The 24,522-nt window shown below is 66.1% G+C and carries 26 protein-coding genes; 11 read left to right on the forward strand and 15 right to left on the reverse strand.

All coding sequences use genetic code 11. The annotated features are described in order from the left end of the window. Nucleotides 1-181: 181 nt before the first annotated feature. Nucleotides 182-697, forward strand: coding sequence for an HAD family hydrolase (locus ACSC1R_RS16285; protein ID WP_439028737.1), 516 nt, complete (start codon nt 182-184; stop codon nt 695-697). 9 nt (nt 698-706) lie between these two features. On the opposite strand, the gene ACSC1R_RS16290 is transcribed toward ACSC1R_RS16285, so the two are convergent. Continuing rightward, complete coding sequence (locus ACSC1R_RS16290; RefSeq protein WP_439026773.1) at nt 707-1,072, reverse strand: DUF5822 domain-containing protein; 366 nt, start codon at nt 1,070-1,072, stop codon at nt 707-709. Between the two features lie 67 nt (nt 1,073-1,139). On the opposite strand from ACSC1R_RS16290, the gene panB reads away from it, so the two are divergent. Beyond that, nucleotides 1,140-1,952 (forward strand): 3-methyl-2-oxobutanoate hydroxymethyltransferase, encoded by an 813-nt coding sequence (panB, locus tag ACSC1R_RS16295; RefSeq protein ID WP_439026774.1) that lies wholly within the window; start codon nt 1,140-1,142, stop codon nt 1,950-1,952. A 26-nt stretch (nt 1,953-1,978) separates the two neighbouring features. On the opposite strand, the gene ACSC1R_RS16300 is transcribed toward panB, so the two are convergent. Continuing rightward, nucleotides 1,979-2,755: an alpha/beta fold hydrolase gene (locus ACSC1R_RS16300; RefSeq protein WP_439026775.1), complete on the reverse strand. Its 777-nt coding sequence runs from the start codon at nt 2,753-2,755 to the stop codon at nt 1,979-1,981. 146 nt (nt 2,756-2,901) lie between these two features. On the opposite strand from ACSC1R_RS16300, the gene ACSC1R_RS16305 reads away from it, so the two are divergent. The 3 genes from ACSC1R_RS16305 to ACSC1R_RS16315 all read left to right on the forward strand — a co-directional run bounded on the left by ACSC1R_RS16305 (nt 2,902) and on the right by ACSC1R_RS16315 (nt 7,072). After that, the gene (locus tag ACSC1R_RS16305) at nt 2,902-3,147 is read left to right on the forward strand and encodes a DUF7127 family protein (protein ID WP_439026776.1); all 246 of its coding nucleotides are present in this window, start codon (nt 2,902-2,904) and stop codon (nt 3,145-3,147) included. Beyond that, entirely contained in the window at nt 3,144-5,411 is a 2,268-nt protein-coding gene (locus ACSC1R_RS16310) for a CDC48 family AAA ATPase (RefSeq protein WP_439026777.1), read from the forward strand. The genes ACSC1R_RS16305 and ACSC1R_RS16310 overlap by 4 nt, the downstream gene beginning before the upstream one ends. A gap of 314 nt (nt 5,412-5,725) precedes the next feature. Further along, nucleotides 5,726-7,072 carry an outer membrane protein assembly factor BamB family protein gene (locus ACSC1R_RS16315; protein ID WP_439026778.1) on the forward strand — a complete coding sequence of 449 codons (1,347 nt, stop codon included), beginning with the start codon at nt 5,726-5,728 and terminating at the stop codon, nt 7,070-7,072. 18 nt (nt 7,073-7,090) lie between these two features. On the opposite strand, the gene bcp is transcribed toward ACSC1R_RS16315, so the two are convergent. The 5 genes from bcp to ACSC1R_RS16340 form a co-directional block, all read right to left on the reverse strand. Beyond that, nucleotides 7,091-7,552 (reverse strand): thioredoxin-dependent thiol peroxidase, encoded by a 462-nt coding sequence (bcp, locus tag ACSC1R_RS16320; protein WP_439026779.1) that lies wholly within the window; start codon nt 7,550-7,552, stop codon nt 7,091-7,093. 39 nt (nt 7,553-7,591) lie between these two features. Continuing rightward, nucleotides 7,592-8,047, reverse strand: coding sequence for an MOSC domain-containing protein (locus tag ACSC1R_RS16325; RefSeq protein WP_439026780.1), 456 nt, complete (start codon nt 8,045-8,047; stop codon nt 7,592-7,594). A gap of 31 nt (nt 8,048-8,078) precedes the next feature. Beyond that, nucleotides 8,079-9,044: a hypothetical protein gene (locus tag ACSC1R_RS16330; RefSeq protein ID WP_439026781.1), complete on the reverse strand. Its 966-nt coding sequence runs from the start codon at nt 9,042-9,044 to the stop codon at nt 8,079-8,081. Next, the gene (gene priS, locus ACSC1R_RS16335) at nt 9,041-10,213 is read right to left on the reverse strand and encodes a DNA primase small subunit PriS (protein WP_439026782.1); all 1,173 of its coding nucleotides are present in this window, start codon (nt 10,211-10,213) and stop codon (nt 9,041-9,043) included. Before priS ends, ACSC1R_RS16330 begins: the two co-directional genes overlap by 4 nt. Nucleotides 10,214-10,288: 75 nt before the next feature. Then, on the reverse strand, nt 10,289-10,774 hold the full coding sequence (locus tag ACSC1R_RS16340; protein ID WP_439026783.1) for a GNAT family N-acetyltransferase: 486 nt from the start codon (nt 10,772-10,774) through the stop codon (nt 10,289-10,291). Nucleotides 10,775-10,931: 157 nt separating this feature from the next. On the opposite strand from ACSC1R_RS16340, the gene ACSC1R_RS16345 reads away from it, so the two are divergent. The 3 genes from ACSC1R_RS16345 to ACSC1R_RS16355 all read left to right on the forward strand — a co-directional run bounded on the left by ACSC1R_RS16345 (nt 10,932) and on the right by ACSC1R_RS16355 (nt 13,786). Next, nucleotides 10,932-11,798, forward strand: coding sequence for a DUF502 domain-containing protein (locus ACSC1R_RS16345; RefSeq protein WP_439026784.1), 867 nt, complete (start codon nt 10,932-10,934; stop codon nt 11,796-11,798). After that, a complete protein-coding gene (locus tag ACSC1R_RS16350) occupies nt 11,795-12,205 on the forward strand; it encodes an archease (RefSeq protein WP_439026785.1) in 411 nt (136 codons plus the stop codon). Before ACSC1R_RS16345 ends, ACSC1R_RS16350 begins: the two co-directional genes overlap by 4 nt. 75 nt (nt 12,206-12,280) lie before the next feature. Continuing rightward, nucleotides 12,281-13,786, forward strand: coding sequence for an RtcB family protein (locus ACSC1R_RS16355; protein WP_439026786.1), 1,506 nt, complete (start codon nt 12,281-12,283; stop codon nt 13,784-13,786). 7 nt (nt 13,787-13,793) lie between these two features. On the opposite strand, the gene ACSC1R_RS16360 is transcribed toward ACSC1R_RS16355, so the two are convergent. The 3 genes from ACSC1R_RS16360 to ACSC1R_RS16370 form a co-directional block, all read right to left on the reverse strand. Further along, nucleotides 13,794-13,967 (reverse strand): hypothetical protein, encoded by a 174-nt coding sequence (locus ACSC1R_RS16360; RefSeq protein ID WP_439026787.1) that lies wholly within the window; start codon nt 13,965-13,967, stop codon nt 13,794-13,796. A 327-nt stretch (nt 13,968-14,294) separates the two neighbouring features. Beyond that, nucleotides 14,295-14,501 (reverse strand): hypothetical protein, encoded by a 207-nt coding sequence (locus ACSC1R_RS16365; RefSeq protein WP_439026788.1) that lies wholly within the window; start codon nt 14,499-14,501, stop codon nt 14,295-14,297. Between the two features lie 48 nt (nt 14,502-14,549). Beyond that, a complete protein-coding gene (locus ACSC1R_RS16370; protein ID WP_439026789.1) occupies nt 14,550-14,849 on the reverse strand; it encodes a hypothetical protein in 300 nt (99 codons plus the stop codon). A 113-nt stretch (nt 14,850-14,962) separates the two neighbouring features. On the opposite strand from ACSC1R_RS16370, the gene ACSC1R_RS16375 reads away from it, so the two are divergent. Beyond that, nucleotides 14,963-15,814, forward strand: coding sequence for a translation initiation factor eIF-2B (locus tag ACSC1R_RS16375; protein ID WP_439026790.1), 852 nt, complete (start codon nt 14,963-14,965; stop codon nt 15,812-15,814). 63 nt (nt 15,815-15,877) lie between these two features. On the opposite strand, the gene trmB is transcribed toward ACSC1R_RS16375, so the two are convergent. Continuing rightward, on the reverse strand, nt 15,878-16,939 hold the full coding sequence (gene trmB, locus ACSC1R_RS16380) for an HTH-type sugar sensing transcriptional regulator TrmB (protein WP_439026791.1): 1,062 nt from the start codon (nt 16,937-16,939) through the stop codon (nt 15,878-15,880). A 565-nt stretch (nt 16,940-17,504) separates the two neighbouring features. Between trmB and ACSC1R_RS16385 the strand changes: the two genes are divergently transcribed. Together ACSC1R_RS16385 and ACSC1R_RS16390 are read left to right on the forward strand one after the other, a co-directional pair. Continuing rightward, the gene (locus tag ACSC1R_RS16385) at nt 17,505-18,443 is read left to right on the forward strand and encodes a hypothetical protein (RefSeq protein WP_439026792.1); all 939 of its coding nucleotides are present in this window, start codon (nt 17,505-17,507) and stop codon (nt 18,441-18,443) included. 53 nt (nt 18,444-18,496) lie between these two features. Next, entirely contained in the window at nt 18,497-19,648 is a 1,152-nt protein-coding gene (locus ACSC1R_RS16390) for a mechanosensitive ion channel family protein (protein ID WP_439026793.1), read from the forward strand. A gap of 22 nt (nt 19,649-19,670) precedes the next feature. Here the strand turns inward: ACSC1R_RS16390 and ACSC1R_RS16395 are convergent, their stop codons facing one another. From ACSC1R_RS16395 to ACSC1R_RS16410, 4 genes are all read right to left on the reverse strand, one after another. Then, nucleotides 19,671-20,075, reverse strand: coding sequence for a universal stress protein (locus ACSC1R_RS16395; RefSeq protein WP_439026794.1), 405 nt, complete (start codon nt 20,073-20,075; stop codon nt 19,671-19,673). An 89-nt stretch (nt 20,076-20,164) separates the two neighbouring features. Next, the gene (locus ACSC1R_RS16400; protein WP_439026795.1) at nt 20,165-21,532 is read right to left on the reverse strand and encodes a bifunctional metallophosphatase/5'-nucleotidase; all 1,368 of its coding nucleotides are present in this window, start codon (nt 21,530-21,532) and stop codon (nt 20,165-20,167) included. 62 nt (nt 21,533-21,594) lie between these two features. Beyond that, nucleotides 21,595-23,001: a bifunctional metallophosphatase/5'-nucleotidase gene (locus ACSC1R_RS16405; protein WP_439026796.1), complete on the reverse strand. Its 1,407-nt coding sequence runs from the start codon at nt 22,999-23,001 to the stop codon at nt 21,595-21,597. A 17-nt stretch (nt 23,002-23,018) separates the two neighbouring features. Beyond that, nucleotides 23,019-24,428, reverse strand: a complete 1,410-nt coding sequence (locus tag ACSC1R_RS16410) for a bifunctional metallophosphatase/5'-nucleotidase (RefSeq protein WP_439026797.1) — start codon at nt 24,426-24,428, stop codon at nt 23,019-23,021. Nucleotides 24,429-24,522: the final 94 nt, after the last annotated feature.

Raw genomic sequence — 24,522 nt, forward strand, 5'->3', positions numbered from 1 at the left:
GAGACTGCGGCTGGTCGTGGACGTTCCCACCGGAAGTGACGGTGACCGTCATACTCTGTCATGCGCTTGCAACGATGAAAAACTACGCGGTTTCTGGGGAAACGTTCCCGTTCCGTAACCCGAACCGACCCGCTTAACCGACCCGCTTAATCGACTGGCTCGCGTACCCTCTGGCGTGACTATGGACTACGACGGCGTCGTCTACGACCTCGACGGCACGCTCGTTCACCTCGACGTCGACTGGGCGGCGGTCGAGCGCGACGTGGCGACCGTCTACGAGGACGCCGGCGTCGGCATCGACGGCCGAGGGCTCTGGGGCCTGTTCGAGGACGCCACGAACCACGGCCTGCGCGACCCGGTCCACGAGGCCATCGCCGAGCACGAGCGGGAGGGGGCACGGAACTCGGAACGACTCCCACACGCCGACGCGCTCGCCCGCGAGCACCGGCCCATCGCAGTGTGTTCGCTGAACTGCGAAGCCGCCTGCCACATCGCACTGGAGACCCACGGCCTGACGGACCACGTCCAGGCCGTCGTGGGGCGCGACACGGTCGAGACGTACAAACCGCATCCAGAACCGCTTCTCACGGCCGTTTCGGCCATCGACCGACATCCGGCGAGGGTGGTCTTCGTGGGGGATAGCGAGCGCGACGAAGAGACGGCACAGCGGGCAGGCACGGCGTTCGAGTGGGTCTGAACCGACGACTCAGGCGCTCGGTTCGCCGGCGGAGTCTCGATACTTCTTCGCGTAGACGAACACGCCGATGGCGGTGACGAACCAGACGATAGCCCCGATTCGCACGGCGAACTCCGCACGAGCGTTCCACGTCTGGAGGTCGAACAGGAGCGAGAAGATGGCGACCAGCGGTGCGCCGGTGAGAATCGTGACGACGAACGTGGTCTGCATGACCCAGGCGTACAGGTCGTCGGTCTCGACGGCTTCTCGCGTGCTCGGCCCGGCGGTTGCGTCGGAGTCGGTGGCTTGGTCGGGGTCGGTGGATTCACCCGAATCGCCGTCGCCAGCTTCGACCGAATCGACGTCCTGTGACACGCCCGAGACTGCGGTCGCCATCACATAAGCACTGCCGATTTCGCGAGCAATCGGCAGGCGTTTGAACCCCCCGGTGCAAAACTTGCCTATGCCAACCACGGTGCGAGACGTGCTCGCGAAGTCGGGCGAGGAACCCATCACGATGCTCACCGCCTACGACGCGGTGACAGCCGAAATCGTCGACGAACGAGGTATCGACATCATCCTCGTCGGTGACAGCCTCGGCAACACGGTCCTCGGCCACGACTCGACCCTTCCCGTCACGGTCGACCAGATGGCGAGCCACACGGCCGCGGTCGCCCGCGCCACCGAGAACGCCCTCGTCATCGCGGACATGCCGTTCCTCTCCTACGGCCACGACGACAAGGAGAGCATCGAGAACGCGGGGCGCATGCTCAAGGAGGCGGGCGCGCACGCGGTCAAAATCGAATCGGGCCCCCACACGGTCGAACTCACCGAGAAGATGGTCCAGCTCGGCATCCCCGTCCAGGCCCACCTCGGGCTGACGCCCCAGCGCGTCAACCAGCTCGGCTACGCCCGCCAGGGCACCTCCGAGGACGCTGCCGAGGAGATTCTCGACCTCGCGCGCCAGCACGAGGAAGCCGGCGCGTTCTCACTCGTCCTCGAACACGTGCCCGCGAACCTCGCCGCGCAGGTCACCGAGGCCATCGACATCCCGACCATCGGCATCGGCGCTGGCCCGGACTGTGACGGACAGGTCCTCGTCGTGGACGACGCGGTCGGCCTCTCGGACTGGACGCCGTCGTTCGTCAAGGAGTTCGGCAACCTTCGCGAGGAGATGGCGACCGCCATCGACGGCTACCGTGAAGCAGTCGAGTCCGGTGAGTTCCCGGCCGAAGAACACAGCCACGTCGAAGAAGACCTGGACGGGCTGTATTGACGGTCCCGTACTGACGGTTCGCTCTGTTACTCGTTCACTCGCTCACAGAACGTCGACACCGACTCGTTGAACGCGTCGGGCTGTTCCAGCATCGCGAGGTGGGCCGCCTCCTCGACGATGGCCAGTTCGCAGCCGTCGATTCGCTCCGCGAGGAACTCGTGGTAGTGTGGCGGCGTCAGGTAGTCGTGTTCGCCGACCAGACAGAGCGTCGGCACGTCGATGTCCCCGACCTCCTCGCGCACGTCGAACTCGTGGCAGGTCAGGAAGTCGCGCTCGGTGACTTCGCGGCCACACTCGCGCATCCCCTGGATGGACAGTTCTTCGAGGCGCGGGTCCGGGTCGTGAAAGAGGCGGTCCTCGCCGTGGAGGAACTCGATGGCGCGGTCGAAATCGGTCGCCAGCCACTCGCGCAGGTCGTCGAGGACGGCGAGTTTCGCCCCGGTCCCGGCGAGGACGACCCCGTCGAAGTCGTGCTCACGCTCCAGCAACAGGTGGAGGACGATAGCGCCCCCGAGCGAGTTCCCGACGACGACGCGCGCGTCGGTCTCCTCGGCGACGGCCAGCACGTCGTCGGTGTACGCCGAGAGCGTCTCGTAGCCGGGGTCGGCGTCGAAGTCCTCGCTCTCCCCGTGGCCGCTCAGGTCGAGCGTGACGACCGGTCGGTCGTCGCTCAGCCGTGACTGGGACTTCCAGAGGTGATGTGTCCCTCCGCTGCCGTGGACGAACAGGACCGGGTCCCCCTCGCCACCGCGGTCGGATACCTCGTAGGCGGTCGTCCGTCCGTGGTGCGTGATAGTCTGCATGACTGTAGCTTGGTCGACCGACGGCATAAAGCCTAAGACGATGTGAACCGCAGTTACATCGTAGTTAGTAGAACCCGCCGCCGTACCCCGATTAGGTAGGCGATAGGCTTTTATACTATGAAGACTAACTTGTGGTTAGCAAGCACATGCACTTACAAGAATTCGTCTCTGGAAGCGAGCGGTTCGTTCGCCACTACGCCTACGACGACGTGCACGTCATCGCGGCCGACCTCGGTGCTCTCGGTTCCGAGGCGACCGTGGACGTCGCCGGTGACACCGTCATCGTCGTCCCGAGCGACGACCACGACCAGTTCGAGATAGAGGTCCCCGGCGCCGCGCGAGCGTTTATCAGAAACGGCGTCCTCACTATCGAAGTGGAGGTCGATGCATGAAACTTACCGTCAAACCACTGAAGCAGAAGGACGCGGGCCGCGGCCTCGCCGCCATCGACCGCGTCTCGATGCAGGAACTGGGTCTGGAGAACGGCGACTACATCGAAATCAGCGGCAAAGGTGACGGCGGCGCCGTCGCCCGCGTCTGGCCAGGCTACCCCGAAGACCAGGGCCAGCACGTCATCCGTATCGACGGCCGCATCCGCCAGCAGGCCAACGTCGGCATCGACGACCGCGTCGAGGTCGAGAAAGCCGACGTCAAACCCGCAAAGAGCGTCACCGTTGCGCTCCCACAGAACCTGCGCATCCGCGGGAACATCGGCCCGCTCGTCCGCGACAAGCTGAGCGGTCAGGCCGTCACCGGCGGGCAGACGGTCCCGTTCTCGCTCTCCTTTGGCCCCATGGCCGGGAGCGGGCAGTCCGTCCCGCTGAAGATCGCATCGACCAGCCCCTCCGGCACGGTCATCATCACCGACTCGACCGACATCCAGATCAGCGAGAAGCCCGCCGAGCAGATAACCGGCGGGGCCGGTGGTGGCGCCCGCGAAGGTGTCCCGAACATCACCTACGAGGACATCGGTGGCCTCGACAAGGAGCTCGACCAGGTCCGCGAGATGATAGAGCTCCCGATGCGCCACCCCGAACTGTTCAAGCAACTCGGCATCGAGCCACCGAAGGGCGTCCTCCTGCACGGCCCGCCGGGGACCGGGAAGACGCTCATCGCGAAGGCCGTCGCCAACGAGATAGACGCACACTTCCACACCATCTCGGGCCCCGAAATCATGTCGAAGTACTACGGGGAGTCCGAGGAACAGCTCCGTGAGGTGTTCGAGGAGGCCGAGGAGAACCAGCCAGCAATCGTCTTCATCGACGAGATAGACTCCATCGCAAGCAAGCGCGGCGAGGCCTCCGGCGACGTGGAACGCCGCGTCGTGGCCCAGCTCCTCTCGCTGATGGACGGACTCGAAGAGCGCGGGCAGGTCACCGTCATCGCGGCGACCAACCGCGTCGACGCCCTCGACCCCGCCCTGCGCCGTGGTGGCCGGTTCGACCGTGAAATCGAGATCGGCGTCCCCGACAAGGAGGGCCGTCTCGAAATCATGCAGGTCCACACCCGCAGCATGCCGCTGTCGGACAGCGTGGACCTCGACCAGTACGCCGAGAACACCCACGGGTTCGTCGGTGCCGACATCGAGAGCCTCGCGAAGGAGGCCGCGATGAACGCGCTCCGGCGCATCCGCCCCGAACTCGACCTCGAACAGGAAGAGATAGACGCGGAGGTGCTGGAGAACCTGAAAGTCACCGAAGGCGACTTCAAAGACGCGATGAAGTCGGTCAAACCCTCGGCGATGCGCGAGGTGTTCGTCGAGGTCCCCGACGTCACGTGGAACGACGTCGGCGGGCTCGGCGACACGAAAGAGCGCCTCCGCGAGACCATCCAGTGGCCGCTGGACTACCCCGAGGTGTTCGAGGCGATGGACCTCGAGGCGGCCCGTGGCGTGTTGATGTACGGCCCGCCGGGGACCGGGAAGACCCTGCTCGCGAAGGCCGTCGCCAACGAGGCCAACAGCAACTTCATCTCCATCAAGGGGCCGGAGCTGCTGAACAAGTACGTCGGCGAATCGGAGAAGGGTGTCCGCGAGGTGTTCGACAAGGCACGGTCGAACGCCCCGACGGTCATCTTCTTCGACGAGATCGACTCCATCGCCACCGAACGTGGCCGCCACTCCGGTGACTCCGGCGTCGGCGAACGGGTCGTCTCGCAGCTGCTGACCGAACTCGACGGGCTCGAAGACCTGGAGGACGTGGTCGTCATCGCGACGACCAACCGCCCCGACCTCATCGACAGCGCACTCCTGCGTCCGGGCCGGCTGGACCGCCACGTCCACGTCCCCGTCCCCGACGAGGAAGGGCGCGAGAAGATCTTCGAAGTCCACACCCGGAACAAGCCGCTGGCCGACGACGTCGACCTCGCGTGGCTCGCCAAGCAGACCGAGGGCTACGTCGGCGCGGACATCGAAGCGCTCTGCCGTGAAGCCTCGCTCGCCGCGACCCGCGAGTTCATCAACACGGTGTCGCCCGACGACATGGACGACTCCGTCACGAACGTCCGCATCACCAGGGACCACTTCGAGCACGCACTCGGCGAGGTTACCGCGAGCGTGACCGAGGAGACCAAAGAGCGCTACAACGAGATCGAGAAGCGCTTCGGCCACGAACAGCCCGAACTCGAAGAGCGCGAGTTCGGCCGAACGTTCCAGTAGGACCGTTTGTGACCTCGGGTTTCCGCGGGTGCCTTCGGCGCCCTGCGGGAACCACTCGGTCCAGAAAGCTATCGCGCAGGAGCGAAGTTCCTGCTTGCTCCCAACGAGCTTCGCTCGTTGGGGATGCGAAAAAGGCTGCTCGCTTCGCTCGCAGGTGCTGCGCTTGACTGCCTACCGCACCACGCCCGCAGCCACACACCGACCAGCCAGTCCATCAGCTGGGCCTCCGACAGTTCCCGTTTCTTCCGACCCACGCTGAAACGCGCGTCTGAACTTGCACAAACTACTCATGTTCCTGAACAGATACCTGAGCCATGCCCTCCCGACGCGACTACTGTAAACGATTCGCTGTCACGGCCGGCGGAATCGCTCTCGCGGGGTGTGCCACGACGCTCTCGGACCAGACGGAGACGCCCGACCCACCGGGAACCGGGGACGAGCCGGACGAACCAACCACGCCTGCCACAGCCGCCGACCCGGTCGACTGGACCGAGTTCGGCGTCGACCCGGGGAACAGGGGCTTCGCACCGGGGAACACCGGGCCCGCCGATGCGTCAGTCGCCTGGGCGGGAATCGGGTCGAAGGAGACGGTGAACTGCTCGCCGGCAGTGGCCGACGGGACCGTGTTCGTCGGCGGGAACGCAGTGTACGCCTTCGACGCCGTATCGGGCGAGCGAATCTGGCGATACGAGACCGGGACGTTCGTCCCCTGTGCGCCGGCGGTGGTGGACGGCGTGGTCTACACCGCCCACAGCGATGGGGCCGTCCTCGCACTCGACGCCGAAACCGGCGAGGAGGTGTGGACCCACGAGACGAACCACAACCTCTGGACACGGGCGCTCACGGTCCACGAAGGCTCGGTGTACGTCGGGACGGCCGGCACCATGCCGGCGGTCGTCAGCGGTGAGACCGACGAATCGAAGGCGGGGCTGGTGGTGGCACTCGACGCCGACTCCGGCGAGAAGCAGTGGGAGTTCGGCGCGTCCGACTGGTTCACCGGCCCCGCTGTCGGCGATGGACTGGTCTTCGCCGGGAACGAGGAGGGGCGGTTCTACGCCCTCGACGCCGAGACCGGAGCGGAGGCGTGGTCGTGGCGCGGCGGCGGCTTTCAGGCACCGCCGGCCTACGACGACGGGACCGTCTACGTCGGGCTCCACGGGACCGGCGCGTGCGTAGCGCTGGACGCGACGACCGGTGAGGAACGCTGGCTGACCGACCTCGGGACGCCCAACGTGAAGTGCTCTCCAGCGGCCGACGGCCAGCACGTCTACATCGGTGGGAAACGCTCGGTCGGCTATCCGGTCGACGCTGGCGGTGGCGGGACCGACGCTGCCACGAGCACGAAGACACCGACGTCCACCGTGTCCGGTCCGGCCGCCGACGGCGACTTCGGCCGACTCCAGGCGCTGTCGGTCGAAGATGGGAGCGTCGCCTGGACCTACGACTCCGAGTTCGACTTCCGGTCGTCCCCGGCCGTTACAGCCGACGCGATTTACGTCGGCAACGGCGAGGGCATCGTCTCGGTGGCCCGCGCCGACGGGAGCGAACGCTGGCGGGTCGATTTCGAGCGGTACGTGAACTCCTCGCCGGCCGTGGTGGACGGGCGGACCTACATCGGGTGTGCCGACGGCCACCTGTACTGTCTGGCCGACGAGAGGTGAGCCGGACGGGTCCGCCGGTCAGTCCAGGTTCAGGTCCGCGAGAATCGTCTCCGCGTGCTCCTCGGGGTCGACGCCCTCGTAGGCGAGTTCGATGGTCCCCTCCTCGTCGATGACGTACGTGTTCCGGAACACGCCGTCGAAGGTGTTGCCGAACATCCGCTTCTCGCCGTAGGACTCGTACAGCGTCGAGACCTCACCGTCCTCGTCCGAGAGGAACGTCACGGGCAGGTCGTGGTCTTCTTCGAACGTCTTCAGGTCCGAGACGGTGTCGTCGCTGACGCCGAGGACGGCGATATCGTGCTCCTCGTAGCTGTCCCAGTTGTCGCGGAACGAGCAGGCCTGCGTGGTACAGCCCTCGGTGTTCGCCCGGGGATAAAAGTACAGGACGACACGCTGGCCACGGAATTGCGAGAGCGCTACAGGGTCACCGTTCTGGTCGGAAAGCTCGAAGTCCGGAGCTTCCTCGCCGATGTCGAGCATAGCCGCGGCAACGAACAGGTGGATGAAGTGGATTTCGTTTTACTCCGACGTGACGGCGTCTCCGACCGCCAGCGTCCCGGTTTCGACGATTTCTGCACGGAGGCCACCGCGGTGGACCAGCGACGAGACTGCACCCTCTTTCGTGAGCGATTCGAGGTACGAACAGGGCTCACACAATTCGACGCCACGACAGACCGCCTCGCCGACGCGGAACTCCGCGTCCACGAGGTGGTTGAGCGCGACCCCACGGGTCGTCACGTTCCGGCGGTGTTCGCCCGGTTCGAGCGTGAAGTCGTGGTCGCGCTCGGCGGCTTCGAGCGCCTCGGCCTCGATGAGCGTGATACCGCGCGGGGTCCCGTCAGAGAACGTCCCGGACTCGTCGAAGTAGCGGTCACCGCGCAGGCCCGCACCCGCCACGGCGTCGACCGACTCGACCGATTCGACAGGCTCGCCGGACTCTCGTGCGATGTGGATGGACTCGACCGTCCCTGTCATGGCGAACCGTTAGAACAGGGATGCGAAAAAGCTACTCCAGTTTCTTCGCCGCGTCGCGTTCGACCAGCGGGTCGGCGTTGGCCGAGGGGAGGTCGACCACGTCGTCCGCCGAGAGCGAGTACTCCCGTTCGTCGACGCCGAAGATGTCGCCGACGTCGCGGGTGATGAGGACTCGCGTCCGGTCGGTGTCGTCCTCGGCATCCGCTCTCGGTTCGGTCTCCCGGTCCGGTGTCCCCGAAGTGGGGGCACCGTCGGCCGTCGGGTCCGGCTCCTGTGGCGGCGCGCCACTCGGAGCCGGGTCGTCGTTCTGGGCGGTCTCGCCCATCACGTCGGCCGCAGAGACGCCACCGCCGGTCGAGTCCATCTCTGTCGGGTCGGCGTCTGCGACCGCGCGGGCCTCGGCCGCCGAGATGTCGGGGTCGCCGCGGACGTCGGGGTCGTCCCCTGTCGTGGAACCAGCCGACTGCGCAGTGCCTGCCTCGTCGGTCCCGGCCGGGTCCGTCGCGGGGTCGGGGTCGAACTGGGGTGCGGGGTCGGCCGTGGGGCCTGCATCCGCGCCGTCGTCGCCCTCGTCGGCTTCCCTGGCAGCCGGTGTGGTCTCGGCGTTGCCGGAGACCACTTCGAGCATGTGCCCCTTGTTCTCCTCGATGCGGCTGACGAGGTCGTCGTAGAGGTGGCGCTCCTCCGCGGTCAGGCCCTCGACCTGTTCCGCGTTGGCCATGTCCGCCGCCGCGAGGCTGGCCTGCTTGACCAGCTTTCCGAGGCGGCGCTCGTACAGCGACTCGGCCGCGTTCTTCGCGGTCTCTATCTCGTCGGTGAGGCGCTGAATCTCGGGCGAGGAGAAGGGGTCGTCGGCCTCTGCGGCCGCCTGCTCGCGCGTCGCTTTTCGCTCTTCGACGTACTCGGCGACCTCCTGGTAGAACGAGTCTCGTAGCTGCTGGAGACCACCCTTCTGCCGTTCGGTGTCGAGCGCGGAGCGAAGTTCGTTCAGATTCATTCTTTCCCCTTCTCGGCCTGCCCGCGGGCCATCAAGAACACGCCCACGTATTCCGGTACAGTGTGTGCACCTCGCTCCAATGTAAATGTACCGCCACCGAGACGAACGTCGACCGGCTCGGGGACGGTTACCTGTATCTCACTCCCGACGAACGTCCGCGGGACGGCGTCGTGGAGCGGATCGAACTCGTCGAGGTCGCTCCGCGGGATGCGTTTGACCTCGAGTCCGCTCCCACCGTGAAGGCTCCCGGGCAGCCGGATGAGCCGATTGATGTCGGTCGTCACGGGTTCGTCGATAGGCGCGGTCTCCGCAGTGAACGTCTCCTCGGCGAGGCTCCGCGCGAGCGTGAGGAACGCGGGATGCACGTCGACGTTGCCCGCACGAATCTGGTCGACGTTCGTCTGGACCGCCCGGAGGATGCCCTCGGCCTTCTTCTCGCCGACACCGTCGAGCGACTGGAGCCGGTCGAGCGCGTCGTCGTCGTCCAGTTCGAGCAGGTCGTCGACGTAGGCCTCGATGCGACGGTGAACGCGACGGCTCCAGCCGCCGGTCGTGTCGAGCGTCCGCTTGTCCGCAGGGTTCTCCAGCCCGATGCCGGCGACCGCCTCGTGCTGGAGCAGCGTGTCGAAGTCGACGTCCGTCGCGAGCACGTAATCGGCGATTTCGCGTCGGTGGCCGCGACCCAGTTCCTTCACGTCATCGTCGCGGACGTGGACGTGGTAGCCGCGGCCACCGGAGAAGACGACGGTGAGGTCCTCGAAGCCGAAGTCGTCCTCCAGCAGGTCGAGGAGACGAAAGAGCGCGCCCTTGCACGTTTCGAGCATGTCGGCGTAGGAGTCCGCCTCGGGGTCGACGCCCGGCAGGTGGTCGGCGTCGAGGTCGAACACGAGGTCCGAAGAACGCCACCCCTTCTTCGACATCGAACTCGCGCCGGGGTCGTCGTAGCGCCCGGCCGAGAAGTAGACGTGGCGTGGTCGCTCGTCGGCGAGGAACGTCTGGAGATCGCCGATGTCCAGCCAGGAGTTGTGGCGGACCATCGTCGTCCCGCCGGTACTCCAGGTGACGTAGCCCCACTCGCGTTCGTTCGCGTCCGGCGGCGGCGTCACCGACAGCTGTCGATAGTGGTCGCGAAAGCGACCGCGGAGGTACCGTCGGGTGCGCTCTTCCATGGCTCTCGATTCGTTAGAGGAGGTGTTTAAAGAACCTAGCGGACTCGTCCAGCCGACCGTCGAGACCGACCCGTTCTACCGGCGCATGAACTCGGACAGTCTGGCGGTCAGACTGGCGTCGTCACCGAGTTTGAGGTAGTAGGCGTCGCCGCCGTCTTCGTAGTAGTTGTCGATACGTCGTTTGATATCGAACCCGAGGTGTTCGTAGAACCGTAGCGCGTTCTCGTTCGTCGTGCGTGCGTGGCACGTCACGGACCGGTGTTCCTCTGCGACCATGGCGACGAGTTTCTTCCCGATGTCCTCGCCGCGGTGGGAGGGGTCGACGGCGAGAAACAGGATGTACCCGTCGCGGCGCACGGCACAGAACCCGATGACGGACGTCTTCGCACCGTCCTCGACGAAGAGGTGGACCTTCGAACGGCGGTAGGCGTCGCTAAAGAACCCTTTTCGCTGCTTGAGGACGCCCTCACGCTGTCGGATGCGTTCTTTGAGCTTCCACGCATCCTCGACGTACTCGTCGTTCCCCGGGCCGACGACGCGCGTGTCGATGTTGACGCTCACTGTTCTGTAAGTGGTGGTCACGACGATATAATTCCACCGGCAGTGACGGGCCGACAGTCCACCCGACGGGACGGTGAACGGGCCCTGGTTCGGACGGGTGCGCGGTCGAACTCTGTTGGGTGTCCCTTTTCAATACTGTCTCCCGTCCGTCCCTCCAATGCTCTCAGCCGCCGACGAGGAACTGGAACGGACTCGCGAGGCTGGTCGGACAGTGGTCGACACGTTCAGGGACGCCTTCGTCGCCGGACTCTCCATCGTCGTTCCCATCATCGTGACGCTCGTCGTCCTGAACATCCTCGCAGGCTACGTCTTCTCGACGCTCTCCGGTGTCGTCGAGGTCATGCAGGCCTACGGTCCCACCCCCACGGAGGTCTACCTCTTCGCTGCTATCACGCCCGCGACGGTCGACCTCGTCCTCCAGGCGTTTACCCTCATGGTCCTCGTCGGGACCATCCTCGGTATCGGCTTTCTCACTCGGTTCACCTATGGCGAGCGCGGCATCGAGTACGCGGACGCCCTCATCGGTGCGATTCCGGGCGTCGGCTCGGTGTACGATAGCTTCCGGGAGATGTCGGACGTCATCGTCGAGAGCGACCAGCAGAACTTCCGCGACGTGAAACTCGTCGAGTTCCCACAGGCGGACACGTACACGCTCGGCTTTCTCACCGCCGACACACCGGCAGAACTGCAGGCCGCGGCCGGGCGAAACGACATGGTGACGCTGTTTCTCCCGCTCGCGCCCAACCCTGTGATGGGTGGGAACCTCGTACACGTCCCCGAACATCGCGTCGAGGACGTCGACATGACCGTCGAGGAAGGACTCAGGACGGTCGTGACGACTGGCGTCGCGACCGGCGACGGAAAAGCCCACGGCGATTCACGACTCTCCGAGGCCGAACTCGGACAGCTGGCCGCCTACGAGCAGGCCGAACATCGGACGGGCCGGAGCGACGACGACGAGGCGACCGACCCAATCGACAACCGACAGACAGAGGCCGACGTGGCGAGTAGGGAGACACCATGAGCTTCCAGCTCCGCGAGCACACCGCCGACGTGGCCGTCGAGGCCCACGGCGACACGCTCTCCGAGACGTTCGCCGCCGTCGCCGACGGGCTCACTGCCGCGATGTGCGACGACTGGCCCGACACGGGTGAGCGGTTCTCGTTCTCCCTCGACGCCGAGAACGCCGAAGCCCTGCTGTTCGACTACCTCGACCAGCTCATCTACGAACGGGACGTCCGGCTGGTCCTCCCGGTCGACAACGAGACGACGGTCGAGGAGGAGGACGGCGAGTGGCATCTTGAGGGGAGTGCCCGCGGTGTCCCCCTCACCGACGTGACCGCCCGGGACATCAAGGCGGTCACCTACTCCGACATGCGCGTCGAGGAGACCGACGACGGTTGTCGTGCATACGTCGTCCTCGACGTGTAACCGCCCCGAACAGCGGCTAACGGCAGCGGGACCATCAACGAAATCCTTTCCGGGGTGCCGCGTCCATCTTCAGGTATGGATACCTACGAGGCCGGCGAGGTCACGCTGCACAGAGTACGTGACTACGTCTGGGAGATTCCGAAGGAGGGCGACATGCGCGTCCCGGCGCGCGTGCTCGCCAGCGAGTCGTTACTCGAAGAGATAAGCGACGACAAGACCCTCGAACAGCTGAAGAACTCGACACAGCTCCCCGGCATCACCAAGTACGCCATCTGCATGCCCGACGGCCATCAGGGGTACGGCTTCCCCGTCGGCGGGGTCGGCGCGATGGATGCCGAAGACGGCTGTATCTCGCCCGGCGCGATCGGTTACGACATCAATTGCGGCGTCCGGATGCTGAAGACGAACCTGACCTACGAGGACCTCCAGGGCCGCGAGGAGGAACTCGTCGAGGCGCTGTTCGCCAACATCCCGTCGGGCCTCGGCGGTGGCGGCGTCTTCGAGGGCGGCATCGACGACATCGAAGACATCCTCGACCGGGGGATGGAGTGGGCGCTGGAGAACGACTGGGCGGTCCCCGCAGACCTCGAACACTGTGAGGACGAGGGGGTCCGCCACGACGCCGACCCCTCGAAGATATCCCAGAAGGCGAAAGACCGCGGCAAGAACCAGGTCGGGAGCCTCGGCTCGGGCAACCACTTCCTCGAAGTTCAACGGGTCACCGACGTGTACCGCGAGGACGTCGCAGCAGAGTTCGGGCTCGAGGAGGACCAGGTCGTCGTCCTCATCCACTGTGGCTCACGCGGCCTCGGCCATCAGACCTGCACCGACTACCTCCGCAAGATAGAGAAGACTCACGCGGGCCTCCTCAAGCAGTTGCCGGACAAGGAACTCGCCGCCGCGCCTGCCGGCTCACAGCTCGCCGAGGACTACTACGGCGCGATGTGTGCCGCCATCAACTTCGCGTGGGTGAACCGCCAGCTCATCATGCACCGCACCCGGCAGGTGTTCGAGAAGGTGTTCGGCCGCGACTGGGAGGACATGGAGATGGACCTGCTGTACGACGTGGCCCACAACATCGGGAAGAAGGAGACACACAGGGTCGGCATCGACGCGAACGGCGAGGCCGTGCCCGACGAGGACGCCGTCGAGTTCGAGGAGCGCGAACTGTACGTCCACCGCAAGGGGGCCACCAGGGCCTTCCCGGCCGGTCGACCGGAACTCCCACCGGCGTACCAGAACGTCGGCCAGCCCATCATCATCCCGGGCAGCATGGGCGCGGGCAGCTACGTCCTCCGCGGCGGCGAGAACTCCATGAAGGAGACGTTCGGCTCGACAGCCCACGGTGCAGGCCGGCTCATGAGCCGCACCCAGGCGAAGAAGGACTACTGGGGCGGCGACGTGCAACAGGAACTCCGCGAACAACAACACATCTACGTCAAGGCCCAGTCCGGTGCGACCATCGCCGAGGAGGCCCCGGGCGTCTACAAGGACGTAGACGAGGTCGTCCGTGTCAGCGACGAACTCGGCATCGGGGACAAGGTGGTTCGGACCTTCCCCGTCTGCAACATCAAGGGCTAGCCCGCCGTCAGACCGACTGACCCGTCCCGCCCCCTGCGAGAACCACCGCGGCCGCGACCACGAATCCGGCCGTGGCAGCGGCGAGCCCACCCCCGACGAGCAGGTCGGTCTGTCCGAGGAACTCCCCGTGAAGCGGCCCGCCCGGCATCGTGACCGTCTGTGCCAGGGTGAGCGCGAACACGGTGGTCAGACAACAGCGTGGCTACGCCACCTGGGAGAGCCGATATGTGGGCCCCTCCAGTCGGCCTCGCTTTCGCACCCACCAGTGGAGAACCCCGAACGGAAGCAGTGTCGCGCCGCCGAGTGCGAGTGCGACCGTGGTACTCACGTCCGAATCCACTCGCGTGCCACAGTTCAATGCTTGCCCACCCCTTTATCAGTGAAGCCGCGGCCAGACAGTGCGTGGTCTGAGACCCGACGCATCCCGGCCGAGGCGGTTGCGCGACACACCGGATGCGGAGACGAGTCGCGTGTCGCCTGTCCGCCACGTACCCCCGGTAGTCTCGACTCACTTCACCCGGTACGGATTGTCGTCGTCCTCCTCGTCCTCGTTCGGGAACTCTTTGCGCGCGCTGAGCGTGATGCTCGCCTCCGGCGTGTCGTCGTCTTCCCACGGGCTCTCGTACACCGAGAGTTCCGTCTCGGTCACGTCCCAGCCCTGTTCTTCGAGCAGGCGAACGAGTTCGCGCTGGTGGTCGAGTATCTCGTCGTCCATCATCGCCTCTCAGAGCAGGGCGAGATAAAAATCCACGCACCGACCGACTCAGACGTTGAAGTCGAACCGGGGCCGGTCGATGTCCGGCATGCGGTGTGGGACTTCCTCGCCGTCGGTGAACTTGACGAAGTTCAGGTAGAATGTTCGCCCACAGCCGTCCTGGTCCGGGTCGGCGTCCCCGAGACAGACGAACTCCACACCGTCGGCCTCCTCGTACTCACCTGTCGTGCTCTCGTACGTCCAGCCGTCGAGTGGCTCTCTCGTGACACACTTGTCCGCCATGTAGGCGTCGCGTTCCAGACTCGTGAGTGCGCCACAGTACGGACAGTAGTACGTGACTTCGACCATGACGGTGGTTGGGACCGGACGGACTTAGCTGGGCGGCTGGCGGGCGACGCTCGACCCGTGGTCGGACCCGTGTAGTGGAAAGGATTTTGACCGCCAGCGCAGACCGTTCACACATGATAGACGAGACAGTCGAGGAGATAGAAGAGATGCAGACCCACTCCTCGTCCGTCGTGGCCATCAAGGCGACAGAGGCGCTCGGTGACCTGCTCGACCGCGAGTTCGCGACGGTCGAGGAGTTCGAGCGCGGCCTGGAGCGAAACACGAAGGCACTCCAGCGAGCGAACCCGTCGCACGCGTCCCTCCACAACGCCATGCGCGACGTCGTCGCCGCGGTCGGGAGCGCCGAGACCGCGACCGTCGACGACGCGAAAGCAGCGCTGCGTGCGGCCATCGAGTCCGTCGTCGACGACGTCGAACACGGGAAGCGTCGCGCCGCAGAGAACGCGGTGTCGCTCGTCGAAGACGGCGCGAGTATCCTCACGCACGATTACTCGTCGACGGTCCTCGAAGCAATCGAGCTAGCGACCCGCGACGGGGCGTACATCGACGTGTACGTCACCGAGGCTCGCCCCCGCTACCTCGGTCGGAAGACGGCGCGGACCCTCGCCGGGAACGACCGCGTGGAGACGCACTTGCTCACCGACAGCGGTGCCGGCTACTACATGGACGAGTGCGACCGTGTCCTCATCGGGATGGACTGTATCGTCGAGGAGACGCTGTACAACCGCGTCGGGACGTTCCCCATCGCGGCGACGGCTGCCCAGTGCGACGTCCCGGTGACCGTCGTTGGGTCGAGTACGAAGGTCATCGAGGATGGGTTCGTCTTCGAGAACGAGTTCCGCTCACCGAGCGAGGTGATGCGAGAGCCGGCGGAGGGGTTCGACGTGTACAACCCGGCGTACGACGAGACGCCGGTGTCGCTGCTGGAATCCGTGGTCACAGACGAGGGAGAACGGACCTTCTGAGATTCGAAGAGGGACGTCCGAGAGAAGAGACGACGCGTCGGAATTTCGGCGGTTCTCGACCGGTTAGCGGTCGACCACCGGCGGTTCGTCGCGGCCGACGGTTATCTCGTGTGCTTCGATGTCCTCGAGCGCAGCGACGCGACCACCGACGGTCAGCTGTTCGCCGTCTTCGGTTTCGAGAGTGAGTCCCGCGACTTCCTCGGTCATCTCGAACGAGATGTCCGTGATGAGACCCTGGACGATACGGGGTGCGCCCGTCTCGACGTCGCGCCCTTCGATAGTCGCGTAGAACTCGCCGCCTTCGTCCATGAGGTCTTTGACCGTCCGACGGATGGAGGAGTAGCGACGCGGGAACGGTCGGTCCTCACCGTTGTTATACAGTTCGTTCGCGGTCGTCCAGAGGACGGTGCCGAAGAAACCGGAGACGAGGAATCCGAGCGCGGAGCGGTTGAAGATGACGCCGTAGCGGTCCTGGTCGTCGCGAAGTGCGTCCTGGGTGGCGTAGATCGAGTACTCGCCGTCGGCGACCGCGATGACGGGGCTGGTGATGCCGCGACGGGCACGGACCGAGGTGGCGACGCGGCTGTAGTCGAACTCGTCCGGGTCGGGGGCACTAGAGGCGGGGGTGATGAGCAACTCGATACTGATGCCCTCGTGGTGTCGGCTCGCGAGCAGGTCCTGGAAGCGTTCGAGCAGGTCTGGCGTCAGCGAAAGTGACAGTTCGTACTCGGCCGCGTCGATTACCTCTTCCAGGTACCGGAGGATGGTCGAGCGCGACTTGACGAGCGAGACGGCCTCGGTGTCCCGGGCGGGAGCCGTGTACCGGGCAGCGAGTTCGTCGACCATCTCGGTGAGCGAAGACTGCACGTCCGAGAAGGCGTCGTCGGGGTCGACCGCGATAATCTTCATCGGTCGGGATTCGCGGAGCTCGACCAGACCACGGTCGGAGAGGCTTCGGACCGTGTCGTACACCCGGGGTTGGGGTATCTCTGTCCGGTCTGCGATTTCGCTCGCGGTGAGCTGGCCGTGGTCGAGGACGGTGAGGTAGGCGTCTATCTCGTACTCGCCGAGATTGAACCGGTCCCCCACGCGTTCGATGGTCCCACGGAGGTCGTCGGATGGCATACCCTACTAACGACGGCCCGCCCCTAAATGATTTACTGAAATCCGAGTAGCACTGGGTTCCAGAATCGAATCCTGTCGGTGAACCGGTATCAGCGACGGTCGAGTGGTCCGTTACACACCCCGCCTTCGGAGTCGTTCTCGTGGATGGACCAGTGCCTGTCGCTGGGAAGAAGGTGACCCGGTGGCCGAGGAGGCCGGACGAGACTGGTTCGTCACACCGGCGCGTGCACCGACCGACTGCGCCAGGCCGCAGGGACAGACATATCCCAGACAGTTCAATAATTCTATAATATCGCCCGAAACTGGACGGCGAAGGGGTCGTAACCGCCGCCTTGTTATCGCGCTCGGTGTCCTCTCTCGAACCATGGATACCAGCAGACGTGGCGACGGTGCTCGCCGTTCGCGTGCGTCCACCAGGGACAGTGGTTCCCCCGGTACCCCTGTCTCCGCCTCACGACGCGCATTCCTGCGGACGGTCGGTGGAACGGGTGCCATGTTCGGGACGGTCGTCGGAGGTTTCACGGGCACCGCTACGGCACAGAACACGGGACTTGGTTCCTTCTACATGACCGATGGTTCGGGCAACGTGACGCTGCTCCGGACGCTCTCTGGATGGCGGTCGACGTGGACACACATCGTCCCCGGGAACTTCCTGGGTAGCAGCTACGGAACCGACGACCTCCTCTTCTACGATGGGAGTGCTGGAGAGGGAGAGCTGTACACGACCGATGGGTCAGGCAGGATAACGTTTCGGCGGGAACACAGCGGCTGGCGTACGGGGTGGGACCAGATCGTTCCTGGTAACTTCGGTGGGAGCGTCCACACCGACCTCTTCTTCTATCGAGATGCTGGACCGAACGCGATTCGTGCGTTCTACGCGACGGAAGAAGACGGTCGCATCCGGTCGCTCAGTGTCGACAGGGACGCACCGACGGGCGTCGACATCGTCGTCCCTGGCCAGTTCTGGGGCGGGTCACGCACGGACCTGTGTTACTACCGTCGTCGCGACGGCGCCATCTGGGTCGACCGGACCAGGTCCGGGGGTCGTTTCAGGACCGTGGGTCGCCCGAGATTGGAGACGAACCGTTTCTGGGACGCGATACTGCCCGGTGACTTCGGCGAAGGCTGGCGCACCGACCTCCTGTTCTACGATAGAGAATCGGGTACCGGGGAATTCTTCGCGACGAAACAGGACAGTGGTGGGTTCTTCGACCCGTCTCCGAGTGTCCTGTACCTGAAACCGCTGCAGACGCACACAGGGTGGCAGCGGAACTGGGACAGCATCGTTCCTGGCGACTTCGGGGGCGACGGCCACACCGACCTGCTCTTTTACAGCAGGGAACAGGGGCTCGGTGCGTTCTACACGACGGACGGGGACGGCGGTATCAGACATCTTCGAACCCATCGGGGGTGGCGGAAGACCTGGGACCAAATCGTCCCCGGCAACTTCCGCGACGACAGCCACACCGACTTGCTGTTCTACGACAGCGGAGTCAGGTCCTGAAGACGTACATCGGCTTCCCAACCCTTATCTCGGGGGCGCGTGAGGGGTCGAACATGCCAGCGGGCGCGGTCTTCGAACAGGACGGGACGAACGCGACTGGGTCGGAGACTACGACGCCGACCCCGACGACTACCCAGAGCGGTAGCGGCGGGGGTGGTGGCGTCGAAACGACCACCGCCCCCGACCCGAGTAGCGTCGACAACGTCAGTCAGGGCATCGCGTCGCTGCTCGACGGCTTCGTGCCGGAGTGGGTTCCGACGGAGCGGTTCGTCGAGATCGTCCTCGCGCTCGTCATCCTCGTCCTAGCGTGGTACCTCTCGAAGGTCATCGTCAGGCTGTTCGGTCGGACTATCGCCCAGCGCCTCCAGCGACCGAGCGTCACCCGGACGGTGCTCCGGATGGTCCGCCTCGGCGTGATGGCCCTCGCGTTCACCGTCGCTGCCCCGCTGCTCGGCCTCCAGTTCGGGGACATCCTCCTCTCGGTGACGGTGTTCTCTGCCGTCCTCGGTATCGTGCTCGCACCCATCGTCGGGAGCATCATCAACGGGGTGTTCGTCCTCGCCGACCAGCCCTACGAGATCGGCGACATGATACAACTCGCGGACAGTGATACGACCGGCTTCGTCGAGGACATCACCATCCGGTACACGAAGATATTCACGCTCGACAACACGTTCATGGTCATCGACAACTCCTCCATTCGCGGCCGCGACGTGGTCAACTACTCGGCGGAGGACGAGCGAATCAGGCTCTCGCTCACCCTGGTCGTGACCTACGAGGGCGACCTCGGCGAGGCACGCGAGGTGATGGAGGACGCGGCGAAGGAGGTCGACGATGTCATCCCGGGTGGCCCCGACATCCGCATCGGTTCGGCACGCTACCCTGCGGCACCGACGTGTTACATCGACGACTACGCCGACCACGGTGTGAAGCTGACGCTGCGCTACTGGGCGAAACAGCCCTACAAGCTCCTGCGAGTCCGGTCGCGGGTTCAAGAGAAGGTGTGGGAGAAACTCGAGGATGCCGACGTGGACATCGCCTATCCGCACTCCCACGTAATGTTCGACGAGACGAGCGGCGAGTTGCCCATCTCGATGCGAGACGACGTCCGGGCGGGACCGGGCGTCGGCGACCGGGCTGGCGCCGACGCCCGGCCAGACGATCGCGACTCCCACGGGAGCGAGCCGGGCGACGGGTCGCGCTGACGGTTCGACGGTCAGCGGGGGTTCAGGCGGCCTGGACGGTTATCACTTCACAGTCGACGTTCCGGCGGAGGTATTCGTCGATGTTCGGGTCGTCGACGAGTTTCTGGAGCATCCGGCGCCAGCGCCCCGCCTGCTTGTTGCCGATGACGACGATGTCTGCACCCTCCGAAGCGATCTCGTCGAGGATCGTCTCTTCGACCAGGAACCCACGGCGAACCACGTAGCGGACGCGGTCCAGCGAACCGAACTCTCGTTCGGTCGCCCGCTTGAGGTCGGCGCGGGTCACACGTTTGCTCTCCTGATAGAGATTGACATAGAGCACGGTCAGCGCCGCTTCGTGTTCACGAGCGACCTCGATGGCCGATTCGAGCGTGCGACGGGAGTGCTTCGTCAGCGGATACCGGACAGGAACCACGACGCGAGTCATCTTGCGAATCTAGACGACCATAACGCGTAAACTTTCTCACTCACCACTGCGCCGTGGCGTCGTCGCGTCGACCCCACTCGGCACCGTCTTCAGCGGTCCTCGCCGTCCCAGACGACTCGCCCCTCGACCGTCGGGTCCACGCCGCACTCCCGGGCGTACTCGGCCAACACCTCGTACTGGATGTCGTAGGTGTCGGTGCGATGCTGGTCGTCGAGCGCGGGGAACTCGTGGTCGGTGTGGAAGAGGTAGTCCGTCGTCGCGAGAGTGTAGGTCGCCCCGGGGTCGATGGGGTCACCGTCGACCGTCGCCCGGACGAGTTCGTGTGTCTGGCGGTCCCACGTGACGTGGGCCCCGGAGAGGTGGGCGTGCCACCAGTCGGGTTCACCGAAGGCGACGTTCGCACCGCTGGCCTGCCGGAGCGTGTCGAGTAGTTCCTGGCCCGTCAGCTCGGCGACCGTGACGGGTTCTTTGAACGGGACGACCGAGATGAGGTCGCCGACGGTCACCTCGCCCGCGAGGTCGTCGCCCTCGCGGATGCCGCCGGAGTTCTGGAGCCCCACGTCCGCGTCAGTCGTCCACCGGTACGCGTCGGCGACGAAGTTGCCGATACGGCTCTCGCCGCGGAAGGCCGCGGCGTGACTCCGGGAGATGGGCTCGTCGACCGAGGCGACGACCTCGGTCAGGTCGGCCTCCTCCATCCGGCTTCGCAAGATTTCGGCGACCGACTCGTCGAGCGGGCCCTCGCGCGGGTCGTGCCGGGTCGCGTTCGCGCCGTCGGGACCGAGTTCTATCTCGAAGACGGCTGCACCGTTGACCCCGGGCCGGACCAATAACGTGTCGTCGATGCGCTCTTCGACCACGCTGTGGACGTGCCCGCCGAGGATGCAGTCCACGTCGACGGAGACGGCCAGTTCCTCGTCGTCGCTCCCGAGGTGGGACACCGCGACCACATAGTCGACACCCTCGGCGCGGAGTTCGGCGACCGCTTCTTCGGCGGCCGCGACGGGGTCGGTGAAGTGCAGGCCGGTTGCGGCCGGATTGATCGAGGGCGTGCGGGGGTCGGTGACGCCGAAGAAGCCGATGCGGGCACCGTCGACCTCGCGGATGGTCCACGTCTCGGTGTGGTCGCTGGCGAAGCGGTCACCGTTCTGGCGGACGTTCGCGGTGAGCCAGGTCTGTGGAGAGTCGCGGACGAGGTGTCGGGTCGCGTCGGCCCCGAAGTCGAAGTCGTGGTTCCCGAACGTCTCCAGTTCGGCGTCGATGGCCGCGAAGAAGTCGATGGCCTGACGGCCCTCGTTGACCAGCGCGAGCACGCCCGGCGCGGTGTTGTCGCCGGTCCCGACGACGAGCGCGTCGTCGCCGTCGCGGTCGCGGATGGTTCCGGCGAGGCGACCGATTCGTTCCGGGTCGTCGTAGGCGTTCTCGACGTCGGAGTAGTGGAGAAGGCGGGGGGACATACTGGCACGCTTGCAGGTGGGTTCGCAAGTACGCTTCGACACGGGATGGGCCCGGACCCCGCTCAGTCCGGACGACCCACGACGGTCCGGCCGTCGAGCAGGGGGCGGTGGAGACGCCCCTCCAGTTCCGCATCGATGCCGCACTCGCGGCAGTACGCCACGATGGCCTCGTACTGCGGGCCGAACTCGTCGGTCACGTCCTCGCGGTCGAAGGCATCGAACAGGTGCGAGGAATCGACGTAGTACGCCGAAGTCGCGAGCGTGTAGGTCGCTTCGTCGTCGACCGGTTCGCCAGCCACCTCGATGGAGCGGGGGCGGCGGTGTTCGTCGTCCCACACGATTTCGAGCCCGCTGACGTGGCCGAACCAGTGCGGCTCGATGTCGGACGGGTCGTACTGTGCGAGCCCGAGGTTGGCGACGGTCCGACGGAGTTGCACCCCGCTGACCTGGAGTCGGACGAGGTCGTTCTCGAACGGACACACACCGACGAGGTCGGCCGCCGTCACCTCACCGGCGAGGTCGTCACCGGGCCGAAGGCCGCCCGTGGAGTGGACCGCCACGTCGGACTGGGCCACCCACCGGTAGGCGTCGGTGACGAGGTTGCCGACGCGGCTCTCGCCCTGCTTCGACGCGTTTCTGGTGACTGGAATCGGGTCCTCGACGGTGTCGACGACATCCGCGAGTCCGGCCTCCCGGCGGCGCGCTTCCAGCGCCTCGACGATGCCCTCGTGGACCGGAGCGTCCCGGAGCGGGTGCCGGTAGGCCCGCGGGCGGCCGTCGAAGACGACCTCGCCGAGGCCGCTGGCGGTGGCACCGGGGCGGACGACCAGGGTGCCCTCGACGTGAGCCACGCGCTCCCGGTGGGCGTGGCCGCCGAGGATGCAGTCCACGTCGAGTTCCTCGGCGAGTCGGTCGTCGCCACTGCCCATGTGCGAGACCACGACGACGTGGTCCGGGTCACGTTCGCGGACTTCGGCGACGGCGTCGGTCGCCGCCGCGACCGGGTCGCGGAAGTCGAGCGAGGTCGCCCTGGGATTCATGTCGGGCGTATCGGGCGTCGTCACGCCGACGATGCCGACGCGGTGTTCGCCCGCCTCGGCGACGAGCCAGGGGACGGTGTCGTGCTCGCTGGCGAACAGGTCGGCGTCGGCGGTCTCGTCCTCGAAGACGTTCGCACAGACCCACGGCATCGGCGAGTCTCGGACCAGTTCGCGGGTCACCCCGGGGCCGTGGTCGAAGTCGTGGTTCCCGAACGTCTCGACGTCGGGCTGGACCGCCTCGAAGAAGTCGACCGCCTGACGAGCCTTCGTCACGAGCGAGAGCACGCCGGGGGCGAGGTTGTCGCCCGCGCCGACGACGAGGGTCTCCTCGTCACGCAGTTCGTGGACGAGGCCGACGAGTCGGCCGAGGCGGCGTGGCTCGTCCGTCGCACGTTCGATATCGGCGTAGTGGAGGATGCGGAGGGCCATGGCTCGTGTGAGTCGGACTACCGTCTTGTCGGCTTCGACTTCTGCCGGGAGCGGCGACGCGTCAGCCAGCCAGGCGGCCGCGTGGGAATCCCGTGCCCGCGGGCCCGAGCCGCCATCGCGTCGTGGACCACGCCGGGTTCGGCGACGACCATCTCCTCGGTGAGCGTCGGGTACTCCACGTCCTCGACGGCGAGGTACCGGATGGTCGTCAGTGTGAACCGACGGTCGGGTGCGACCAGGTTGCCGCCCGTGACGACCGGGTCGCCATCGACAGAAAGCTCGACGACGCGGCCCGAGGACTCGTTCCAGACGAGGTCCATTCCGGCGAACTGCCCGTTCCAGAGTTCGACGTCGCGGTCGAGGTGCCACCCAGCAGCCTCCCTCGCGACGGCGCGCAGGTCAGTCCCCGAGAGGTCGAGGGTCACGAGTTCCCCGCCGAAGGGCACCAGCGAGTGCAGGTCGGCAAGTGTCACCTCGCCGTCGAGGGGCACGCCGCAGTCCCGCATCGTCAGGCTGTTGATGAGGCCGAGGTCCGCGTCGGCGCCGTCACCGGCTCTGCGGAACGCCTCGGCGACGAAGTACCCGACTGGCGAGGCTCCGTCTCGCACGTCCCGCGAGACCGGGCCGTCGACCTCGGTGACGGTCTCGCCGAGACCGAGCTCTGCGAGTCGGTCCCGGAGCGACGCCGTCACCGCCTCGTCCGGGTCGAACTCGGTCACGTCGTGCCAGCGCGTCTCGGTGCTCCCATCGCGCTCGATGCGAACTTCCACGAGGTAGCGCCCGGCCGCGCCCGTCCTGACCAGCCGCGTTCCCGCGACCACCTCGTCGCGGGTGTCGTGGTCGTGGCCGCCGAGGACGGCCGCGGCGTCGATGTGCTCGGCGAGGTCGGTGTCGTCGCCGCAGTGCGAGACCCCGACGACGTGGTCCACGTCGTACTGGTCGCGGATGGCGCGGACGGCTTCTCGTCCGGCCTCGACCGGGTCCGTCACGTCGAAGTCGAGGTGGGGCTTGATGTCGGAGAGGTCCGGCGGCGACAGGCCGAACAGGCCGACGCTGGCCTCGGCCGTCTCGACGACGGTCACCGGGTCGGTCTCCTCGCGGGCGAAACGCACCCCGTCGTCGAAGACGTTCGCGTTGAGCCAGGTCTGTGGCGACTCACGGGCGAGTTCCACTGCTCGCTCGGGCGAATCGTCGAACTCGTGGTTGCCGAAGACGTCCACGTCGGGCTGGACCGCCTCGAAGAAGTCGAACGCCTGTCGTCCGCCCGTCGCCATCGAGAGCACGCTGGGGCCGGTCGTGTCGCCACCGCCGGTGACGACGGTGTGCGCGTCGCGCAACTCGTCGATGGCCGTGACGAGGCGGCCGACGCGCTCTGGCACGTCGTAGGCGGCTTCGAGGTCAGCGTAGTGGAGAAGACGGAGGGACATGGTCGAAATCCTGTTGGCGGGAGAGAAATTTCTTGCGGGCCCGGGTCGGCACGCACTCGTGCGTTCGTCGCTGAAACCAGCGCCTCACCTTACT

This window comes from Haloarchaeobius ordinarius, assembly GCF_051801355.1.
Classification (GTDB): Archaea; Halobacteriota; Halobacteria; order Halobacteriales; family Natrialbaceae; genus Haloarchaeobius.

Coding starts and splice junctions, on each gene's coding strand:
- ACSC1R_RS16410 (WP_439026797.1), bottom strand. CDS start 24,428: ATGTCCCTCCGTCTTCTCCACTACGCTGACCTCGAAGCCGCCTACGAC.
- ACSC1R_RS16290 (WP_439026773.1), bottom strand. CDS start 1,072: ATGGCGACCGCAGTCTCGGGCGTGTCACAGGACGTCGATTCGGTCGAA.
- ACSC1R_RS16370 (WP_439026789.1), bottom strand. CDS start 14,849: ATGGTCGAAGTCACGTACTACTGTCCGTACTGTGGCGCACTCACGAGT.
- ACSC1R_RS16330 (WP_439026781.1), bottom strand. CDS start 9,044: ATGAATCTGAACGAACTTCGCTCCGCGCTCGACACCGAACGGCAGAAG.
- ACSC1R_RS16375 (WP_439026790.1), top strand. CDS start 14,963: ATGATAGACGAGACAGTCGAGGAGATAGAAGAGATGCAGACCCACTCC.
- ACSC1R_RS16315 (WP_439026778.1), top strand. CDS start 5,726: ATGCCCTCCCGACGCGACTACTGTAAACGATTCGCTGTCACGGCCGGC.
- ACSC1R_RS16355 (WP_439026786.1), top strand. CDS start 12,281: ATGGATACCTACGAGGCCGGCGAGGTCACGCTGCACAGAGTACGTGAC.
- ACSC1R_RS16285 (WP_439028737.1), top strand. CDS start 182: ATGGACTACGACGGCGTCGTCTACGACCTCGACGGCACGCTCGTTCAC.
- ACSC1R_RS16310 (WP_439026777.1), top strand. CDS start 3,144: ATGAAACTTACCGTCAAACCACTGAAGCAGAAGGACGCGGGCCGCGGC.
- ACSC1R_RS16400 (WP_439026795.1), bottom strand. CDS start 21,532: ATGTCCCCCCGCCTTCTCCACTACTCCGACGTCGAGAACGCCTACGAC.
- ACSC1R_RS16305 (WP_439026776.1), top strand. CDS start 2,902: ATGCACTTACAAGAATTCGTCTCTGGAAGCGAGCGGTTCGTTCGCCAC.
- ACSC1R_RS16365 (WP_439026788.1), bottom strand. CDS start 14,501: ATGGACGACGAGATACTCGACCACCAGCGCGAACTCGTTCGCCTGCTC.
- ACSC1R_RS16395 (WP_439026794.1), bottom strand. CDS start 20,075: ATGACTCGCGTCGTGGTTCCTGTCCGGTATCCGCTGACGAAGCACTCC.
- priS (WP_439026782.1), bottom strand. CDS start 10,213: ATGGAAGAGCGCACCCGACGGTACCTCCGCGGTCGCTTTCGCGACCAC.
- panB (WP_439026774.1), top strand. CDS start 1,140: ATGCCAACCACGGTGCGAGACGTGCTCGCGAAGTCGGGCGAGGAACCC.
- ACSC1R_RS16385 (WP_439026792.1), top strand. CDS start 17,505: ATGACCGATGGTTCGGGCAACGTGACGCTGCTCCGGACGCTCTCTGGA.
- ACSC1R_RS16405 (WP_439026796.1), bottom strand. CDS start 23,001: ATGGCCCTCCGCATCCTCCACTACGCCGATATCGAACGTGCGACGGAC.
- ACSC1R_RS16390 (WP_439026793.1), top strand. CDS start 18,497: ATGCCAGCGGGCGCGGTCTTCGAACAGGACGGGACGAACGCGACTGGG.
- bcp (WP_439026779.1), bottom strand. CDS start 7,552: ATGCTCGACATCGGCGAGGAAGCTCCGGACTTCGAGCTTTCCGACCAG.
- ACSC1R_RS16300 (WP_439026775.1), bottom strand. CDS start 2,755: ATGCAGACTATCACGCACCACGGACGGACGACCGCCTACGAGGTATCC.
- trmB (WP_439026791.1), bottom strand. CDS start 16,939: ATGCCATCCGACGACCTCCGTGGGACCATCGAACGCGTGGGGGACCGG.
- ACSC1R_RS16350 (WP_439026785.1), top strand. CDS start 11,795: ATGAGCTTCCAGCTCCGCGAGCACACCGCCGACGTGGCCGTCGAGGCC.
- ACSC1R_RS16325 (WP_439026780.1), bottom strand. CDS start 8,047: ATGACAGGGACGGTCGAGTCCATCCACATCGCACGAGAGTCCGGCGAG.
- ACSC1R_RS16345 (WP_439026784.1), top strand. CDS start 10,932: ATGCTCTCAGCCGCCGACGAGGAACTGGAACGGACTCGCGAGGCTGGT.